Consider the following 16,283-nt stretch of genomic DNA (forward strand, 5'->3'; position numbering starts at 1 on the left):
GGGAATGTAAGCCGCCGGATCCGGAGGTTTAGCCCCTCTCCCGCCAGGGGAGAGGGATATTCGGCGCTATTTCCGTGATAGGGCTTCAACGCCTCCGCACAAAGTAGACCGACAGCGGCTGCCCGACCAGGCTCTGCACCTGGCTGCCCAGGGCCTCGGCACGAACCTGCCGGGCCACCGGTGCCAGGGCCAGGCTGTGGCCGTCCTGGTCGCGGGCCTTCAGCAGTTTCCATTCCACCTCGTTACTCACCAGCCCCATCAGGTCCTTGAGCTGGTTGATGTCCTGGGGCCGGAACCAACGGTCACGGCAGCCACCCAGGCCGTAGAAGTCTTCCTCCTGGAGCAGGTCCTGCCACAGTGGATCCTGGCGGTTGTTCAGGGCCATGCGCCGGAGCCGGCGGAGATTGTCGCGGGTGGGCTGGAGCTTGTGGGCCTCCACAAGCTGGCGGATCTGGGCATCGCCCTTCGTCTGTTCGGCGACCGCCGTGTGCATGTGCACCACGGCACCCTGGGTCGCGGCGTCGCTCACCAGGGCGGCCAGTGACAGGTCTCCCATGGCCGGTGATGGCAGCCGTCCCATCTCGATCCAGTGGACCTTGTGGCCATCCGCCACGAATCGACGGGCCACGGACCAGGGCCAGAAGACGATATTGTTCAGCCCCAGTTCCTCGCACCGGCGGGTAGCCGTCGCCACATTGGCCAGGGACTCGTCCACCGCAATGATTTCCACATCGTCCAGGTAGTGGGCCAGTTCCAGCGCCCGCTGGCCGGACTGGGCGCCGCAGATCATCATCCGCAGGGTGCCGGGCAGGGCGCTGGTATCCATGCCCAGTTCCTGGGTCATGATGGCCTTGAGGCTGGTTTCAGCATGGTAGGCGAGGTGATTCCAGCTGGGCCAGGCCTGGGGTACGTCGGTACGGGCCAGGGTCAGTTCCTCGGTCTTTTCCTCGAAGTTCTGCTTGATGGACTCGTCCAGGGCCCGGTCATAATAGCTGGCGGCCATCACCGGCTGCATGCCGGCGGGCCAATCGGTCAGGGACCACTGGCCCAACTGCGCTGCAAAGTCCTGGTGGAACAGGGCACCGTACATGGTGCTGATCATCACGCTGCCCACCAGGGCTTCCAGGGGCTCCGCCATGGCGAGCTGGGCGGTTATGCTGGTATTGATCGTCTCTACGAGGTTTTCCTCGTCCGCTTCTGCGGCCAGGGCATACCCGGTGCGATCCACATAGCGGGCGATGGCGAGGGTCAGCACCTGTAAATCGTCACGCAGGGAGACGGTCTGGGCGACCTCGGCAATGATGGCCCGGCGTAGCAGTGTTACCAGTTCCTCAATGGCCGGGTCCGGCATCAACGTCCGGTCCAGGGCCAGGATCAACAGCTCGTCCTCCGCTGCGGCATCCAGGAAGACTTCGGCATTGGGGTTGTCCAGGTCATATTGCTGACGCAGGATGGCGGCGCAGAAACGTCCAATCTCCTGGTGGGGCAGCTCGTCCCGGCGCAGCAGGGCAATGGCGTCCAGCGCCAGGTCCGTATCCGCCTGGTGGACATCAATCCGTGCCGCGCACTTGAGCATCCCGCTGTAAACGGAAGGCCAGCCCAGGCCGAGCTGGATCAGCTTGCGGTAATGCAGGTAGGCCACGTCGAACTGGCCCTGCTCCCGTTTGGCATGGGCCACGCCGCAGAAAGCGGCGGCGGATTGCCGGTCCAGCTCCAGGGCCTGCTGGAAGTAGCCTTCCGCCCGGGCGGGACGCTCCGCCTTCAGGGCCCAGTAGCCCAGGTTGCAGTATTGTTGGGGCTGCTCCGGCTGGATCTTCAGGCTCTGCTCAAACAGCTCCGCCGCCCGGTCCAGCTCGCCCTCGTCCATGGCCACCCGGCCAAGCAGGCCAATACCGGCAGCGTGGTCCGGCTCCATGGCCAACGCCCGGGTCAACAGCTCACGGCACGCCTGCCGGGCCCTCAGGCGCTCAAGGTAGCGGCGCTGTGGATGGTTGGACTCGCCATAGGCCTGGTTGGCTTCCAGCAACAGCCGGGCGACCTCGGCTTTCCGGGAGTCGGAAACCTGAACATTGTGTTGTGCTTGCATGGAACACCTCATCAACCGGGCCGCGGCAAGGGGCGGCAAGGATCTGCAGTTTTGACGGCTTTTTGCCGTGTTTTGTGAGGTGTTGCGAAGGGTGTGCCAGTTTTAGAAATGCCGGGGATAGTCCATTGCTTTATGCAATACGCGAAGGACCATTACGCCACAGTCCGTCGGGCGGTAAAAAATGATGTGAGATCGAACCGGATGGTCTGTGAGGCCCGATTTCTGGGAGGTGTAATGAAAAATGCTGACCAGATCGGCATCAGCTGCCGGTTCTAGCCTGAACGTCCTGTTCGCCATCAGTTGCCTTCATCCGTGAGAGAAATTCATCCACATTCCATTCTTTTGCGATACCGCTTCGTTCTCCTTCCTCAATGAGTTGCCTGAGCTGCTCAAGCTTGGAAGCGGCAAGATCTTCCTGTAACAGACGCAAACCGGCGCGAATCACCTCGCTGGTGGTTTTGTAGCGGCCTGATTCCACGAGTGTGGCAATGAAATCGGTAAGCTCAGCGCCAGGGTCGATGGTAATGGTGCGGGCCATGACAGACCTCCGATGTAAGAAATAGTCTTACAATAGTCTGGCTTAGGAAAGGGGGATTGGCAAGATCAGGAGGTAAAAGCAAAAAACGGCCGGCAAATGCCGACCGTTTCTGTACCGCTTTCAGGTTTAACCCTGCAGCAACTGCAACACCTGCTGCGGTCGGGCGTTGGCCTGGGACAGCACCGACAGGCCAGCCTGCTGCAGTACCTGGGTGCGGGCCAGTTCCGCCGTTTCTGCTGCGAAGTCAGCGTCGCGGATGCGGCTGTTGGAGGCGGACAGGTTCTCCGACGTGGTCGCCAGGTTTGCAATAGTGGACTCGAAACGATTCTGAATGGCGCCGAGTTCCGCCCGGAATCCGTTGATCTTGTCGAAGGCATAGTCGACTGCGACCAGGGCCTCTTCCGAACCATCCCGGGTGGAAATATCGATCTGGCGCATGGTGACTACATTGTCTTCGTCGGTTTCGATGTCCACCAGTTGGACAGGCGCCGCGGGTGTGGCGTCGTCCAGAATCTGGGGTGAAGTAATGCTCACCTCAAAAGGTTCGTCGAACTGTGACGAAAAGATGATGTCATCGTTATCAGAGTTCAGATTGGCTTTGACACCGGTTTCGCCGCTCTGGGCATTGATCTGGGCAATGATATCGTTAAGGGAGGTCGCTTCCTCGACGTTGATAGCAGTGCCGTTGACCTCCACGTCGAAATTCAGGGCGTCGTCAACGTTGCCCGAGGCGAAACGGGAAGCAATGGTTGAGCCTTCCTCAATGGCCCCAGGGGCATTTACCGCATTGCCCTGCTCCGTGAGCGAGAAGTTCGCAATATCAAACTCGGTTCCGTCAGTGGCATTGTTTGTAAACACGAAATCATCATTAATGGCTTCGACGGACAAGTCCTCAAAGCCGGTCGGAAGCTGGTCCTGAATCGCCTGTGCGATGTCCTCTGGAGTGTTGGCGCCTGGTCCTACAGTAATCGTGGCGGACGCGGTGGTGCCGTTGTTATCATCCAAGTCAAATGTTATTTCGACACCCGCTCCAAGATTGTTGAGGGTGGTCGTGTCGACACCGACTTCTGAAGAAACTCCATTTGCCAGGTCATCGATATCAGTTCCCGTTACCGCTGTCTGAGCCGTTGCGTCATAAAAAGCCCCCTCTACATCGAGCGCTCCGGCAGTTCCGTTGCTCCAGATGATATCGGTACCGTCGGCTTCCACGCGGATGCCGTCAAACTCTGAGTTGGAGGACAGCTGGGTATTAAGGGCGTCGGCCAGTTCACCGGCGTCCGCAAAACCGGCGGCGGTGACGGAGATTGGCTCTCCATTGATGGTGCCTTCGAAAGCGACATCTGAAGTCCCGAAGTCAAGGCCGTTAACGTCCGAAACGGCTTCAGTCTCTGAAACAGGGAAATTGGCGAATCCGTTGGTCTGTGCAAGTACACCACCTAACATATTCCCCTTGGCATCCAACCCGGAGACGCCGATGGTCTCACCGGAGTTGGCTCCTACCTGGAAGGTCTGCTCGCCCAAGGTGCCATCCAGCACTTTCAGCCCGTTAAAGCTGGTTTGAGCGGCGATTCGATCAATTTCCGCAATCCGCTGCTGAACTTCCTGGTTCAGGGCCTGGCGGTCGGACAGGCTGTTGGTGGCGTTGGCGGACTGAACCGCCAGCTCACGAATCCGCTGCAGGTTCTTGGTCACCTCATCCAGCGCCCCTTCAGCGGTCTGGGCCAGAGAGATGCCGTCATTGGCATTTCGCTGGGCCATGTTCAGGCCGGTGATCTGCGATTCGAATCGGGTGGAAATAGCCAGGCCGGCAGCATCGTCTTTGGCAGAGTTGATCCGCAGACCGGATGACAGCCGCTCAAGAGCCGTATTGGCTTCGCCCTGTGATGCATTCAGGTTGCGCTGCGCATTCAGCGACGCAATATTGGTGTTGATGATCTGAGGCATAACCCTTCTCCCTGCTCAGAGATGCCGGAGCATGGCCCCGAGAGCGGAAACCATTGCCGGCGCAAATTCGTTGAATTGCCGTGTTGCAGGAGCTTAAGCGAAGGGTGTGCCAGTTTTTTGTGTGCGTTGTTAGTGATCTGTTTTAAATAAATTTTTTGTGGATTGGCATGGTGGTGCTGGCGCGTTGGTTGCCAGGAACCTGGCGCGGCAAAGGGAAACGGATTGCCGCTTTTTCAGCCAATGTTTCGGGCATTCAGATTAATGCTCTGTCTATTGAACCTTCCTCGGTATGCCACTCAGTGATATAGTTAGTTCATGATAAGGATCTTCAGAACAAGAGCGTTCTCGCGTTGGATGCGCAAACATCACCTGACCGACGACGTATTACGCCAAGCGGTTACTGAGATGGCTGCCGGACTGATTGACGCAGATCTCGGTAGTGGCGTGGTAAAGAAGCGGCTGGCGACAGCTGGGCAAGGCAAAAGGGGTGGAGCCAGAACGATTATTGCGACCAATTATGGCGATCGCTGGTTTTTCCTGTTTGCTTTTGCCAAGAACGAGAAAGCGAATGTTTCGAAAAAAGAGCTCAGAGCCCTTCAGGAGTTGGCGAGGGATTTTCTCTCCTTCGACGACCAGAGCCTGGGTGAAGCTCTACGAACCGAAGTATTGACGGAGATTAAGTATGGCAACCACTGAGCAGCGGTCCCGCTTGTTGGATGAAATTCAGAACACGGCTGCTGATCTCCGCAAGGCGCGCTTGATTAGCAAGCATCGGCTTAAAGAGTATGAAGCATTGTGCCAGTCGGACGACACTCTATTGCCGGCCAGCGATATCAAGCAGATTCGACAACAGGCGCAGATGAGCCAGGCGGTGTTTGCCGCGATTCTGAACGTGAGCGTTTCAACAGTTCAGAAGTGGGAAACGGGCGAAAAGAAGCCTGCCGGCGCATCACTGAAGCTCCTGAATCTGGTCCGACGAAAAGGCATCGAGGTTTTACTCTTCTGACCGGAGCGAGGGCGGTACCTGTCTCCGATACGCCATGCTCACATAAAGGAACGACTCGCCCCACGGTTTGATCTGGCTGAGGCCATCCGGTCGCAAACGGAGCAGCAGTTCATGAGAGGGTTTCCGGTATCCTTGAAACCACTGCTTGGCTTTGAGGGGGCCGCGAGGAACGAACACCAACTGGCATACGCCAGGGTGCCGCCGTACCTGAGAAGCGAGAAATATGTCTGAGGACGGCCTGAAATCGCGGTTTTCCGAGGTCAAAGGTCGGATCTTAGGTGTTTGGGGGCGGCGCGGTGTGGATGCAGAGGGGCCGGGGAGGTTTTCTCTGAAGGTGTCTGTCCTGTCCTAGTTGATCGTGTCCTAGTTTAGTTCTTTATCGGAAGGTGTCTATCCTAGTTTAGTTCTGTCTGTTCCTGTTGCGCCATCCTGGCCCCGTTCATACCGGCAAACCTGTGATAAGCTTCCAGTAAACCCGGTGGCCGGAGAATCTCCATGGTAATTGACTCCATACCTGACATCCTGAAGCACAAGGCGAATGATATTGACGCTTTATGCAAGAAGCACCGCGTCACCTACCTTGCCGTGTTTGGTTCAGCCACTACGGGGCGTTTTCGTGCGGACAGTGATCTGGATTTTCTTGTTACGTTTGAAGGCCACCTGAGCGCCCGCGAGAAGGCGGCTGCCTTCTTCGGCCTGAAGCAGGATATTGAAGCGTTGTTTGATCGGCCTGTTGACCTGGTCACGAAGGCCTCTTTGACCAATCCTTATTTCCGCGATTCTGTCCTGGCTGGCCAGAGGCTTCTTTATGCAGACTGAGGCTCTGAAATACCTCTATGACATCCGGGAGGCGGCTCTGAAGATTCAGTGCTTCACCGCGAACAAGGATGAGCAGGACTATCTGAATGATGAGCTTCTGCAATCAGCGACGGAGCGTCAGTTCGAGATTATCGGCGAAGCGTTGAACAAGCTTTGCAAGGCGTTCCCGGAAGTGGGGGAATCGATTCCGGACTATCAGAAAATGATTGGGTTCAGAAACATGCTTATCCATGGATATGCCGTTGTAGACCCGGTGATCGTGTGAGGTGTGGTGGAGGAAAACCTCCAGGGTTTACTGGACCGCCTTGATGATTTGATGCCGGAATAGTTCAGCCGTTGAACCGTTTAACGATCTTTTCCTGACCCATCCGGTCGCGTCTTCCATCCATCCAACCAAGTGGGGCCTCATTCCAGGGTGCCAGCCCCCATCTTTGAACGTCTGGATCATGCAGCGGCCATTGTTCAATCTGAGGAACTGGCGATTTCACTATCGGTTCTGGTTGATCAGGGCCGGGTGTATTTTCCCAATGTTATGCGTGATCGCTATGGGGACGAGAAACAGGAGTCGAGGCAGGGCTATCGGAATGCACTGCTGGACCCGTTGGTGGCTGCAATAGGCGTTGCCGAAGGTCAGGAACCTGGGTTCGACTTGCCAGACCCGAACGGCAAATACGGCACCAACCGAAACTCGAAAGCCCTGCGGCTGTACCTGAACGCTTTCCTGTCTCTGATGGAACGGGTCCTGCTGGTTCAGGCTTCACACCAGAGTCTTATTGCGCGATTAAAGGAAGTGGGTGATGAGAACAGCGCGCAGAGGCTCCAGCGCCTTCTCTGTCCTGAGGATGGCCAGGTGCCGCCGGGTCACCGCTACTGGCTGGGGCAGGAGGGTGGCCCACAGATTCCCAGTGAAGGCGCTATCTTCAATGAATAGTGATTATTCAGCAGGACAATGGGGTGTGTAACATTCCTTTACAAAACCCCTGAAATTTTTTCTAAAGGAACTCACCAGGGCGCCGTTAAGCATTGCAACAGGGCGGCGCTCCCAACCCAACGAGAACGGGCGCCAGACCTTTTCCATGAAATAACGACATAGGTCGAAGGAGAAGCATAATGGCTCTCGGTATTAACACTAACGTTGCATCACTGTCTGCTCAGAATCAGCTGGGTAACTCTCAGAAAATGAATGATCAGGCGCTGGAACGTTTGTCTTCTGGTCTTCGTATTAATTCTGCGAAAGACGATGCGGCCGGTCTGGCTATATCGACTCGTTTCCAGTCTCAGATCAATGGATTGGGTGTTGCGCAGCGTAACGCTAATGACGGTATTTCTTTGGCGCAAACGGCGGAAGGCGCTCTGGATGAGATCACCAACAACCTGCAGCGTATTCGCGATCTGTCTGTTCAGTCGGCAAACGCCACTAACAGTGCGTCTGACCGAGCAGCTCTCCAAGCCGAAGTCGAGGCGCGAATCGAAGAAATTGACCGCGTCGCTTCGCAAACTGACTTCAACGGTACGAAGCTGCTTGATGGTGATTTCGTAGCAAAAGAATTTCAGGTTGGTGCCAATGTTGGGCAAACCATTGGCATTGATGAAATTGCCAGTGCTCGTACTACCGACCTAGGTACCTATCAAGGTTTCAATTCAACCGTTGCCATTACTGCCAACCAGACTGCGTCTACTAAAACCGTAGATGTTGACGGTGCTACCGTTCAGTTGGGCGATGTAGCAGATGACGCGAAAGCTCTGGCGTCCGCACTAAACTCTTCCGGCATCGATGGGCTGCAAGCAACTGCCAAAGAAAACACGGTGGCTGGGCAGACAGCCAACGTAACCGGTGCTGCGGATGATGCGGACACCCTGACGCTCAATGGTACAACCATTAATTTGACCAACACTGCAGACGCGCAGGGCAATATCAACGCTGCCATCGAAGCCATTAACGCTGAATCCTCGGTAACGGGTGTGCGTGCCGAACAGAATGGCAACGCGGTTGACTTAATTGCAGCAGACGGGCGAAATATTGAAATTGGGTTTTCAGGCGGGGGTACTGGTGATGCAGCGGATTACGGCCTGGCCGCAGATGGCACTCTCGAGGCCTCGTCCGTTGAGATGACGTATGTCGCTCCTGAGGGCGTTTCTGGCTCAATGGATTTTGATGCCGCCATGGTTACGGCTGGTTTCTCTGCAAGCGAAACTATTGCATCAACAGGGACTGCCTTGGCTGATGTGGATGTTTCGACAGTATCTGGTGCAAATGCAGCGTTGACAGCAGTAGATGCAGCACTTACATCAGTCAACTCCTCAAGAGCGGATTTGGGTGCGGTTCAAAACCGTTTTGAATCTACCATCTCAAACATTGCTTCAACCTCAGAAAACCTGAGCGCTTCAAATAGCCGTATCCTGGACGCCGACTTCGCCGCAGAAACCGCGAAGCTCTCCAAGTCCCAGGTGCTGCAGCAGGCCGGTATCTCCGTACTGGCCCAGGCTAACGCCCGGCCGCAGCAGGTTCTGTCCCTCCTGCAGTAAGGGGTTGACTGACGGTAACAACCGGAGCCTTCGGGCTCCGGTTTTACGCCGTCTGAGGATAGCGAGGTAAAGCTATGAATGACGTTAACCTGAACAATCCGAACCTGAAGCTGGTACGCGCCAGTGATCAGGCGCCGGTGAGGGCACTGTCGTCATCTCAGGCCGAAGGCAGGAATGCCTCCGACCTGGCATCGTCATCCGCAGGCAGTACGGCGCAGGCTCGTTCAACCGAACAGTCCAGTGAGCCGTCCAAAGCCGAAAGGCTGCAGGCGCGTAACGAGGATCAGCGTGAGCAACTGGGCGAGGCTGTTACCCAGCTGAACGACTTTGTACAGACCGTTCAGCGGGACCTGCAGTTCGAGGTGGATAATGAAGCGGGTCAGACCATCGTGAAGGTGGTGGATCAGGAGACCCAGGAAGTGATTCGCCAGATTCCGGATGAAGTTGCCCTGAGGTTGGCAGAAAACTTGCAGCAGGACGAACCGCTGACGTTGTTGAACATCAAGGTGTAAAAGCTTGCCGCTTTTGGCCTGATATAAGCAACGGTATTTCAGCACCGCCGCACCTCCACGGGTCCGGCGGTGTTCTGCGTTCAGGAAGGTGGCCGCGGAAACGATTGATTGGCCACGGAATCCACGGAAGAACACGGAAAAATGAAATGAATGAACACGGATTCGAACGGTGAGTGAAGAAAGAACTGTCTGAACGGGCATCGGTGTTTTCATCATTGCCAATTTGTTCTTTTTCATCTTTTTTCCGTGTTCTTCCGTGGCTAAAAAGAAGTTGTTACAGGCTGTTACAAATCGGTACCCGGATTCGGGAAAAAGAGGCAAAGTTTTGCCGCCCTCTGCCGATAAACTGAACAGTAGCGAATTGAGCCCCCTTGAGGAGGCAGAGTTATGGCTGGTATATCATCGTTAGGTATTGGTTCCGGGGTCCTGAATTCGGACCTGGTGGACCAGTTGGTCGCGGCGGAGCGCAAGCCCACCGAAACCCGGCTGACCCAGAAAACCGAGCAGGCGGAAGCCCTGCTGTCTGCCTATGGCAAGTTGCGCAGCGCAGTCACCGAGCTGCGCCTGCCCATGCGCCAATTGAGCTCGCCGGATAATCTGAAGGCATTTTCTGCCTCCTCCAGCAATGAAGACATTGGTGTGTCGGTGGATGCTACGAAGGCCAGTCGCGGTACCTATAGTGTTGAAGTGACCAGTCTTGCTTCTGCCCAGGCCCTGGCATCGCAAGCGGTGTTCGACGACAGGGACACGACCAGTGTGGGGCAGGGCACTCTTGAATTATCTGTGGGTGAAAAGAACACCAGCATCACCATCGACAGCAGCAACGACACTCTTCAAGGGCTGGCCAACGCCATCAACGAATCTGATGCAGGGGTCTCTGCTGGCGTCATTGATACCGGTAGTGGTTACCAGCTGGTGCTGTCTGCCGATGACACTGGCACTGCCAACGCGGTGAGTATTTCCGTGTCCGATGACAATGGTGGTACGAATACCGACAATCAGGGTCTCTCCCGGTTTGCCTTTAATTCCGGGATGGATGCGGACGCCGGTCTGACAGAAACCATAGCCGCCAGCGATGCGGTTATGAGCATCAACGGTATCGAGGTGACCCGGTCCACCAATACCTTCGAGAATGTGATTGACGGGCTTACCTTCGATATCAAGGCTGAGGGTACCTCCACCATCAAGGTGGACCAGGATCTGGATGCGGTGGCCGACCGGGTTCAGGGCTTTGTCGACAAGTTCAATGGCCTGCAGTCCACTATTGATAGCCTCGCAGGCTTTAACGCCGAGGCTGGTACCGGCAGCCTGCTGACCGGCGACTCCACCGTTCGAAACATCCAGAACCAGTTGCGCCAGATCCTGACCCGGGTAGTGCCGGGAATGGAGGACGCCAGCGTGCGAAGTTTGGCGGATGTTGGTATCACCACCGATTGGGAAACCGGCGGTCTGGAGTTTGACCGGGAAGCCTTCAAGGAACAATTGGCAAGCAACCCGGACGACGTCACCGCGTTATTTGCCGAACAGGGCCGTACCTCCGACAGTCAGGTGGAGTTTGTACGCAGTGGAACGACCACACAGCCTGGTGAGTATGCGATTAATGTGACCCAGGCGGCGACGCAGGGCACGCTGGTGGCTGACTCTGCCATAGCCAATACGGTTACGGTGGATGACAGCAATGATGAATTTACTCTGGAGATTAACGGCGAGCTGTCAACGAATATAAAGCTAACCCATGGCACCGATATTTCAGCGCAGGCCGTGGTGGAGGATATTCAGGCGCAGCTGGATAGCGGCGTTAACCTCGGCCTGGGCTCCGGTGAGTCGGTGCAGGTGGAGCTGGGTGCGGATAACAAGCTGAGGTTCACGTCTGGCAAATACGGTTCCGAATCCAGTGTGAATGTTACGTCCGCGGAGGGTGGTAGTGTCATGGGGCTCTCCGTGGCAAACGGAACCGCCGGCCTGGATGTGGCTGGAACCATTGATGGGCAAGTGGCCGAAGGTGATGGCCAGGTGCTTTATCTGGGCAGTGGTAGTGGTGATGCCTCCGGGCTGCAGGTAAGAATCCTGGGTGAGGAAACCGGCAACCGCGGTTCCATTACCTTTGTTGAAGGCGTTGCCGAGCGCACGGTGGACATGGTCACCAATATGGTGGGTGCTGATGGTGCCATCGAAGCCCGTACTGACGGCCTGAACAGGGAATTGGAACAGATCCAGGAAAGCCAGGTGCGGCTGGAAGAGCGCATCACGGCCTACCGGGAGCGGCTGGTCAGCCAGTTCAGCGCGGCGGATTCGCTGATTTCACAACTCAACAGCACCCGGGACTATGTCAGTCAGCAGCTGGCAGCCCTGGCGCCGAACAGCAGCAGCGATAGCTGAAAACACGATTGAGGCTATGCTAGTGGCATGGCCAGCCAACACGGCACAACCGGAACACCGGTGAACTGAGAGGTAGATTATGAACGGTTTACAGGCCTATCAGCGCGTAAACACCCAGACCAGCATCACCGATGCGGACCCCCACAAGCTGATCCAGCTGCTGTACAACGGGGCGCTTGAGCGCATCAACATGGCGAAGGCGAAGATCCAGCAAAAGGATTACGGCGCCAAGGCCCAGTTGATCAACAAGGCCATCGAGATTGTCGGCGGTCTGCGCAGCTTCCTGGACTTCGAGAAGGGCGGCGAACTAGCCCTGCGCCTGGAGGCTCTCTATGACTACATGGAGCGAACCCTGCTGGAAGCCAGTGCAAAGAATGACGTGGCCAAACTGGACGAAGTGGCCAACCTGCTGCGCTCCGTGAAGGACGGCTGGGATGGTATTCGTGAGGAAGTATCCAGCCAGCAGGCCCAGGCCACCGGCTGATTTTTTGGCCATGGAATCCACGTAAGAACACGGAATAAATAAGATTAACGGCGAAAGAACGCGTATTTCGTCATCTTTTTTCCGAGTTCTTCCGTGGATTCCGTGGCAAAACTTTTTTCCTGTATAGCCACTCGCGCACTTCGCGCCAAACCCTCCCGATAGCCATTCCCCCCGTACTCCCGTACAATAACGCCCTTATTTTCTGAACCCGACACGGGCCTGAAGGCCGGTTTTACCGCCTGTTTGGGGCCGTCGTCCGTTTTTCGAATCGCAGGAGCAAGGGCATGTCTGATATCAAGAAGGTGGTGCTGGCCTATTCCGGTGGTCTGGATACATCCGTGATCGTCCGCTGGTTGCAGGACACCTACGACTGTGAGGTGGTGACCTTCACCGCTGACATCGGCCAGGGCGAAGAGGTGGAACCGGCTCGTGAGAAGGCCAAAGCCCTGGGCGTGAAGGAAATCTACATTGAGGACCTGCGTGAGGAGTACGTGCGTGACTATGTGTTCCCCATGTTCCGCGCCAACACCATCTACGAAGGTGAGTACCTGCTGGGTACCTCCATTGCCCGCCCACTGATCTCCCGTCGCCTGATCGAGATCGCCAACGAGACCGGCGCCGATGCCATCTCCCACGGTGCCACCGGCAAGGGCAACGACCAGGTGCGGTTCGAGCTGGGTGCCTACGCTCTCAAGCCCGGCGTGAAGGTGATCGCTCCCTGGCGTGAGTGGGACCTGAACTCCCGGGAAAAGCTCATGGCCTATTGTGACGAGCGCAATATCCCGGTGGAGAGAAAGAAGGGCAAGAGCCCGTACTCCATGGACGCGAACCTGCTGCACATTTCCTACGAAGGCATCAACCTGGAAGATCCCTGGGCCGAGGCCGAGGAAGACATGTGGCGCTGGAGCGTTTCACCGGAAGCCGCCCCGGACCAGCCTACTTACATCGAGGTGACCTACGAGAAGGGTGATATCGTCGCCATCGACGGTCAGGCCATGAAGCCCCACGAGGTGCTGGAGCACCTGAACAAGGTGGGCGGCGCCAACGGTATCGGTCGTATCGACATCGTCGAGAACCGCTACGTGGGCATGAAGTCCCGTGGCTGCTACGAGACCCCGGGCGGCACCATCATGCTGCGCGCCCACCGTGCCATCGAGTCCATCACCCTGGACCGTGAGGTTGCCCACCTGAAGGACAACATCATGCCCCGCTACGCGGAGGTGATCTACAACGGCTACTGGTGGTCACCGGAGCGTGAGGCCCTGCAGGCACTGATCGACAAGACCCAGGAGTACGTCAACGGCACCGTGCGTCTGAAGCTCTACAAGGGCAACGTGGATGTGGTGGGCCGCAAGTCCGACGACTCGCTGTTCGACGAGAAGATCGCCACCTTCGAGGAAGACGAAGGCGCCTACAACCAGAAGGACGCGGAAGGCTTTATCAAGTTGAACGCCCTGCGGTTGCGGATTGCCGCCGGCAAGGGGCGGAAGCTCTGAGGTGCACTAAAGCCCCTCTCCCTTGACGGGAGAGGTGTTGGGGAGAGGGTGGAGCAGGCAAGCTCGGGCGTTCGTCCGCTCCCCCTCTCCCTGGCCCTCTCCCGCGAGGGGAGAGGGAAGATTCGGCAGTGAGGCGGCATTGACGAACGTTAAAACAAAAAAAGGCCGGCTTCGTACTGCGAAGCCGGCCCCATAACAACAAACAAGGAAAGATCGAAACTGCCTGAAACAACACAACTGGTCCCAAAAAGCCGGTGAGGGTACTGCCTGAACCCCTCACCGTTGGGGGTGGATACTGCCAGGGATACTGCACAACTCCCCGATCCACGTGCCCAGAATACTGCCCGCCCGTCGTCCTGTCTGTTGGCCTTGTGTGATTGTCTGTTACCGGGTGTTTCCCTCTGCTGTCGCGTTTACCGACGGATGTCCAACGGTTTCCGCACTCGATGTGGAAGGCGTTTATCGCTATGCTATCGTGCTTTCGTGTCCGCCCCGTTCCGCCGGGATTCTGTTTATGGAGACCCAACACCATGCCTTCCTTTGATATTGTGTCCGAAATCGACATGCATGAAGTCACCAACGCCGTTGACCAGGCCAAACGGGAGCTGGGTAACCGCTGGGATTTCAAGAATGTGGAGGCGGATATCGAGCTGGACGACCAGTCCATTACCCTCAGCGCCGAGCAGGAATTCCAGGTGGAACAGTTGCTGGACATGCTGAGGATGGCCTTCGCCAAGCGCAATATTGACACCCGGGCCATCGATGACGACGGCGAGAGCAAGGCCGGCAAGCTGGTCCGCAAGCACCTGAAGCTGCGCCAGGGCATCGAGACCGACCAAGGCAAGAAGATCGTCAAGATGATCAAGGATGCCAAGATGAAGGTCCAGGCCAGCATCCAGGGTGACAAGGTGCGGGTGACCGGCAAGAAGCGGGACGACCTGCAGGGGGTGATCGCCATGCTGAAGGAATCGGATCTCGACCTGCCGCTGCAGTTCAACAACTTCCGCGACTGAACGGAGCACTACCATCTCTTCCAGGTTCAACGTGTTATGGCTGCGGTCGAAACTTGTCTCGCTCTGGCAGTGGGTGGTAGAGCGCTATGCCATCGGCTGGCCCTGGTTGCGGGAGGTGGTGGAGATATACTCCCGCTGGCAGGTGGTGGCGCTGCTGTTCCTGGGGTTTTCCGCCGGTCTGCCATTCCTGCTGGTGTTCTCCACCCTCAACGCCCGGCTGGCGGATGTGGGCGTGGAAACCGCCACCATCGGCTTCTTTAGCTGGCTTGGTATTACCTATTCCATCAAGGTGTTGTGGGCCCCGGTGGTGGATCGGGTCAGGCTGCCGCTGCTGGATCGCCTGCTGGGCAAACGCCGGAGCTGGATACTGCTGGCCCAGGGGGGTATCGCCACCGGCCTGTTCCTGATGGCCACCGTGGACCCACTGGCTGCCCCGGAAATGATGGCCCTGTGTGGCCTGCTGGTGGCCTTCTCATCGGCTACCCAGGATGTGGCCATTGATGCCTACCGTATCGAAATTGCCGAGGACCGCCTCCAGGCGGCGCTGGCCTCCACCTACATCTTCGGCTATCGGCTGGCATTGTTGGTGGCCGGAGCCGGGGCGCTGTACCTGGCCGAGTACTGGTCCTGGACCGTGTCCTACCAGGTCATGGCGCTGCTGATGGGTGTCGGTGCCGTCACCGTGCTGGTGGTCCGGGAGCCCGTGGTCAACCATTTCGCCGTCGCGGCGGACATTGCGCACCAGATCGAACGGGAAGCGGCCAAGCGGGGGCACCTTCCACTGAGGCTGGCGAGGATGGCCGGCTGGTTCTCCGCCGCAGTGGCAGGGCCGTTCATGGACTTTTTCCGTCGCTACCGGGAATTGGCCCTGATCATCCTGATCACCGTGGCCGTCTACCGCATCTCGGACATCGCCATGGGCGTGATGGCCAATCCCTTCTACCTGGATTTCATGGGGTTCTCCAAGACCCAGGTGGCGGATGTCACCAAGATCTTCGGGTTCTTCATGACCATTGTCGGTTCCATGGTCGGGGGCGTGCTGGTGGTGCGTTTCGGCGTGAGACCCATCCTGCTGATTGGGGCGGTGATGACCGCTGCCACCAACCTGCTGTTCGTCTGGCTGGCCCAGATGCCACCGGATCTGATGACCCTGGCGGTGGTGGTAAGTGCGGATAACCTTAGCGGTGGCATCGCCAATGTGGCCCTGATCGCCTGGTTGTCCAGTATGACCAGTGCCTCCTTCACGGCCACGCAGTACGCGCTCTTCAGTTCCCTGATGACCCTGCCGGGCAAGTTCCTGGGGGGGTTCTCCGGCATTGTGGTGGCGGACTTCGGGTATGCCGAGTTCTTCCTGCTGGCAGGGCTGATGGGCGTGCCCGCTATCCTGCTGGTGCTCTACATTATGAAAAAGGGCCGGATACTGGATCAGAGAGCGCCGGACAAGGAGACGCCGGGGGAGGCCTGACCGGGCTACGTTGCC

15 protein-coding genes are annotated in these 16,283 nt (G+C 57.4%); 12 read left to right on the forward strand and 3 right to left on the reverse strand.

Going from position 1 to position 16,283, the window contains the following annotated elements:
- Positions 1-85: 85 nt before the first annotated feature.
- The 3 genes from RO069_RS04515 to RO069_RS04525 form a co-directional block, all read right to left on the reverse strand.
- Positions 86-2,086: a tetratricopeptide repeat protein gene (locus RO069_RS04515; protein ID WP_328185535.1), complete on the reverse strand. Its 2,001-nt coding sequence runs from the start codon at positions 2,084-2,086 to the stop codon at positions 86-88.
- Positions 2,087-2,345: 259 nt separating this feature from the next.
- On the reverse strand, positions 2,346-2,624 hold the full coding sequence (locus RO069_RS04520) for a type II toxin-antitoxin system ParD family antitoxin (protein ID WP_328185536.1): 279 nt from the start codon (positions 2,622-2,624) through the stop codon (positions 2,346-2,348).
- Between the two features lie 126 nt (positions 2,625-2,750).
- The gene (locus RO069_RS04525; RefSeq protein ID WP_328185537.1) at positions 2,751-4,568 is read right to left on the reverse strand and encodes a flagellin N-terminal helical domain-containing protein; all 1,818 of its coding nucleotides are present in this window, start codon (positions 4,566-4,568) and stop codon (positions 2,751-2,753) included.
- Positions 4,569-4,883: 315 nt separating this feature from the next.
- Between RO069_RS04525 and RO069_RS04530 the strand changes: the two genes are divergently transcribed.
- The 12 genes from RO069_RS04530 to RO069_RS04585 all read left to right on the forward strand — a co-directional run bounded on the left by RO069_RS04530 (position 4,884) and on the right by RO069_RS04585 (position 16,268).
- A complete protein-coding gene (locus RO069_RS04530) occupies positions 4,884-5,264 on the forward strand; it encodes a type II toxin-antitoxin system RelE/ParE family toxin (RefSeq protein ID WP_328185538.1) in 381 nt (126 codons plus the stop codon).
- Positions 5,251-5,574, forward strand: a complete 324-nt coding sequence (locus RO069_RS04535) for a helix-turn-helix domain-containing protein (RefSeq protein WP_328185539.1) — start codon at positions 5,251-5,253, stop codon at positions 5,572-5,574. The genes RO069_RS04530 and RO069_RS04535 overlap by 14 nt, the downstream gene beginning before the upstream one ends.
- 495 nt (positions 5,575-6,069) lie before the next feature.
- Positions 6,070-6,393 (forward strand): nucleotidyltransferase family protein, encoded by a 324-nt coding sequence (locus RO069_RS04540; RefSeq protein WP_328185540.1) that lies wholly within the window; start codon positions 6,070-6,072, stop codon positions 6,391-6,393.
- Positions 6,383-6,658 (forward strand): HepT-like ribonuclease domain-containing protein, encoded by a 276-nt coding sequence (locus RO069_RS04545; RefSeq protein ID WP_328185541.1) that lies wholly within the window; start codon positions 6,383-6,385, stop codon positions 6,656-6,658. Before RO069_RS04540 ends, RO069_RS04545 begins: the two co-directional genes overlap by 11 nt.
- A gap of 150 nt (positions 6,659-6,808) precedes the next feature.
- Positions 6,809-7,324, forward strand: coding sequence for a hypothetical protein (locus RO069_RS04550; RefSeq protein ID WP_328185542.1), 516 nt, complete (start codon positions 6,809-6,811; stop codon positions 7,322-7,324).
- 179 nt (positions 7,325-7,503) lie between these two features.
- Complete coding sequence (locus RO069_RS04555; RefSeq protein WP_328185543.1) at positions 7,504-8,919, forward strand: flagellin; 1,416 nt, start codon at positions 7,504-7,506, stop codon at positions 8,917-8,919.
- A 74-nt stretch (positions 8,920-8,993) separates the two neighbouring features.
- A complete protein-coding gene (locus RO069_RS04560; RefSeq protein ID WP_328185544.1) occupies positions 8,994-9,431 on the forward strand; it encodes a flagellar protein FlaG in 438 nt (145 codons plus the stop codon).
- Between the two features lie 387 nt (positions 9,432-9,818).
- On the forward strand, positions 9,819-11,810 hold the full coding sequence (gene fliD, locus RO069_RS04565) for a flagellar filament capping protein FliD (RefSeq protein ID WP_328185545.1): 1,992 nt from the start codon (positions 9,819-9,821) through the stop codon (positions 11,808-11,810).
- A gap of 79 nt (positions 11,811-11,889) precedes the next feature.
- Complete coding sequence (fliS, locus tag RO069_RS04570; protein ID WP_328185546.1) at positions 11,890-12,294, forward strand: flagellar export chaperone FliS; 405 nt, start codon at positions 11,890-11,892, stop codon at positions 12,292-12,294.
- Between the two features lie 284 nt (positions 12,295-12,578).
- Positions 12,579-13,790: an argininosuccinate synthase gene (locus RO069_RS04575; RefSeq protein WP_328185547.1), complete on the forward strand. Its 1,212-nt coding sequence runs from the start codon at positions 12,579-12,581 to the stop codon at positions 13,788-13,790.
- 530 nt (positions 13,791-14,320) lie between these two features.
- Positions 14,321-14,803 carry a YajQ family cyclic di-GMP-binding protein gene (locus RO069_RS04580; protein ID WP_328185548.1) on the forward strand — a complete coding sequence of 161 codons (483 nt, stop codon included), beginning with the start codon at positions 14,321-14,323 and terminating at the stop codon, positions 14,801-14,803.
- 31 nt (positions 14,804-14,834) lie between these two features.
- Positions 14,835-16,268, forward strand: a complete 1,434-nt coding sequence (locus RO069_RS04585) for an AmpG family muropeptide MFS transporter (RefSeq protein ID WP_442915333.1) — start codon at positions 14,835-14,837, stop codon at positions 16,266-16,268.
- The last annotated feature ends 15 nt before the right edge of the window (positions 16,269-16,283 follow it).

Origin of the sequence: Marinobacter sp. OP 3.4, from assembly GCF_036224885.1 — a bacterium.
Classification (GTDB): domain Bacteria; phylum Pseudomonadota; class Gammaproteobacteria; order Pseudomonadales; family Oleiphilaceae; genus Marinobacter.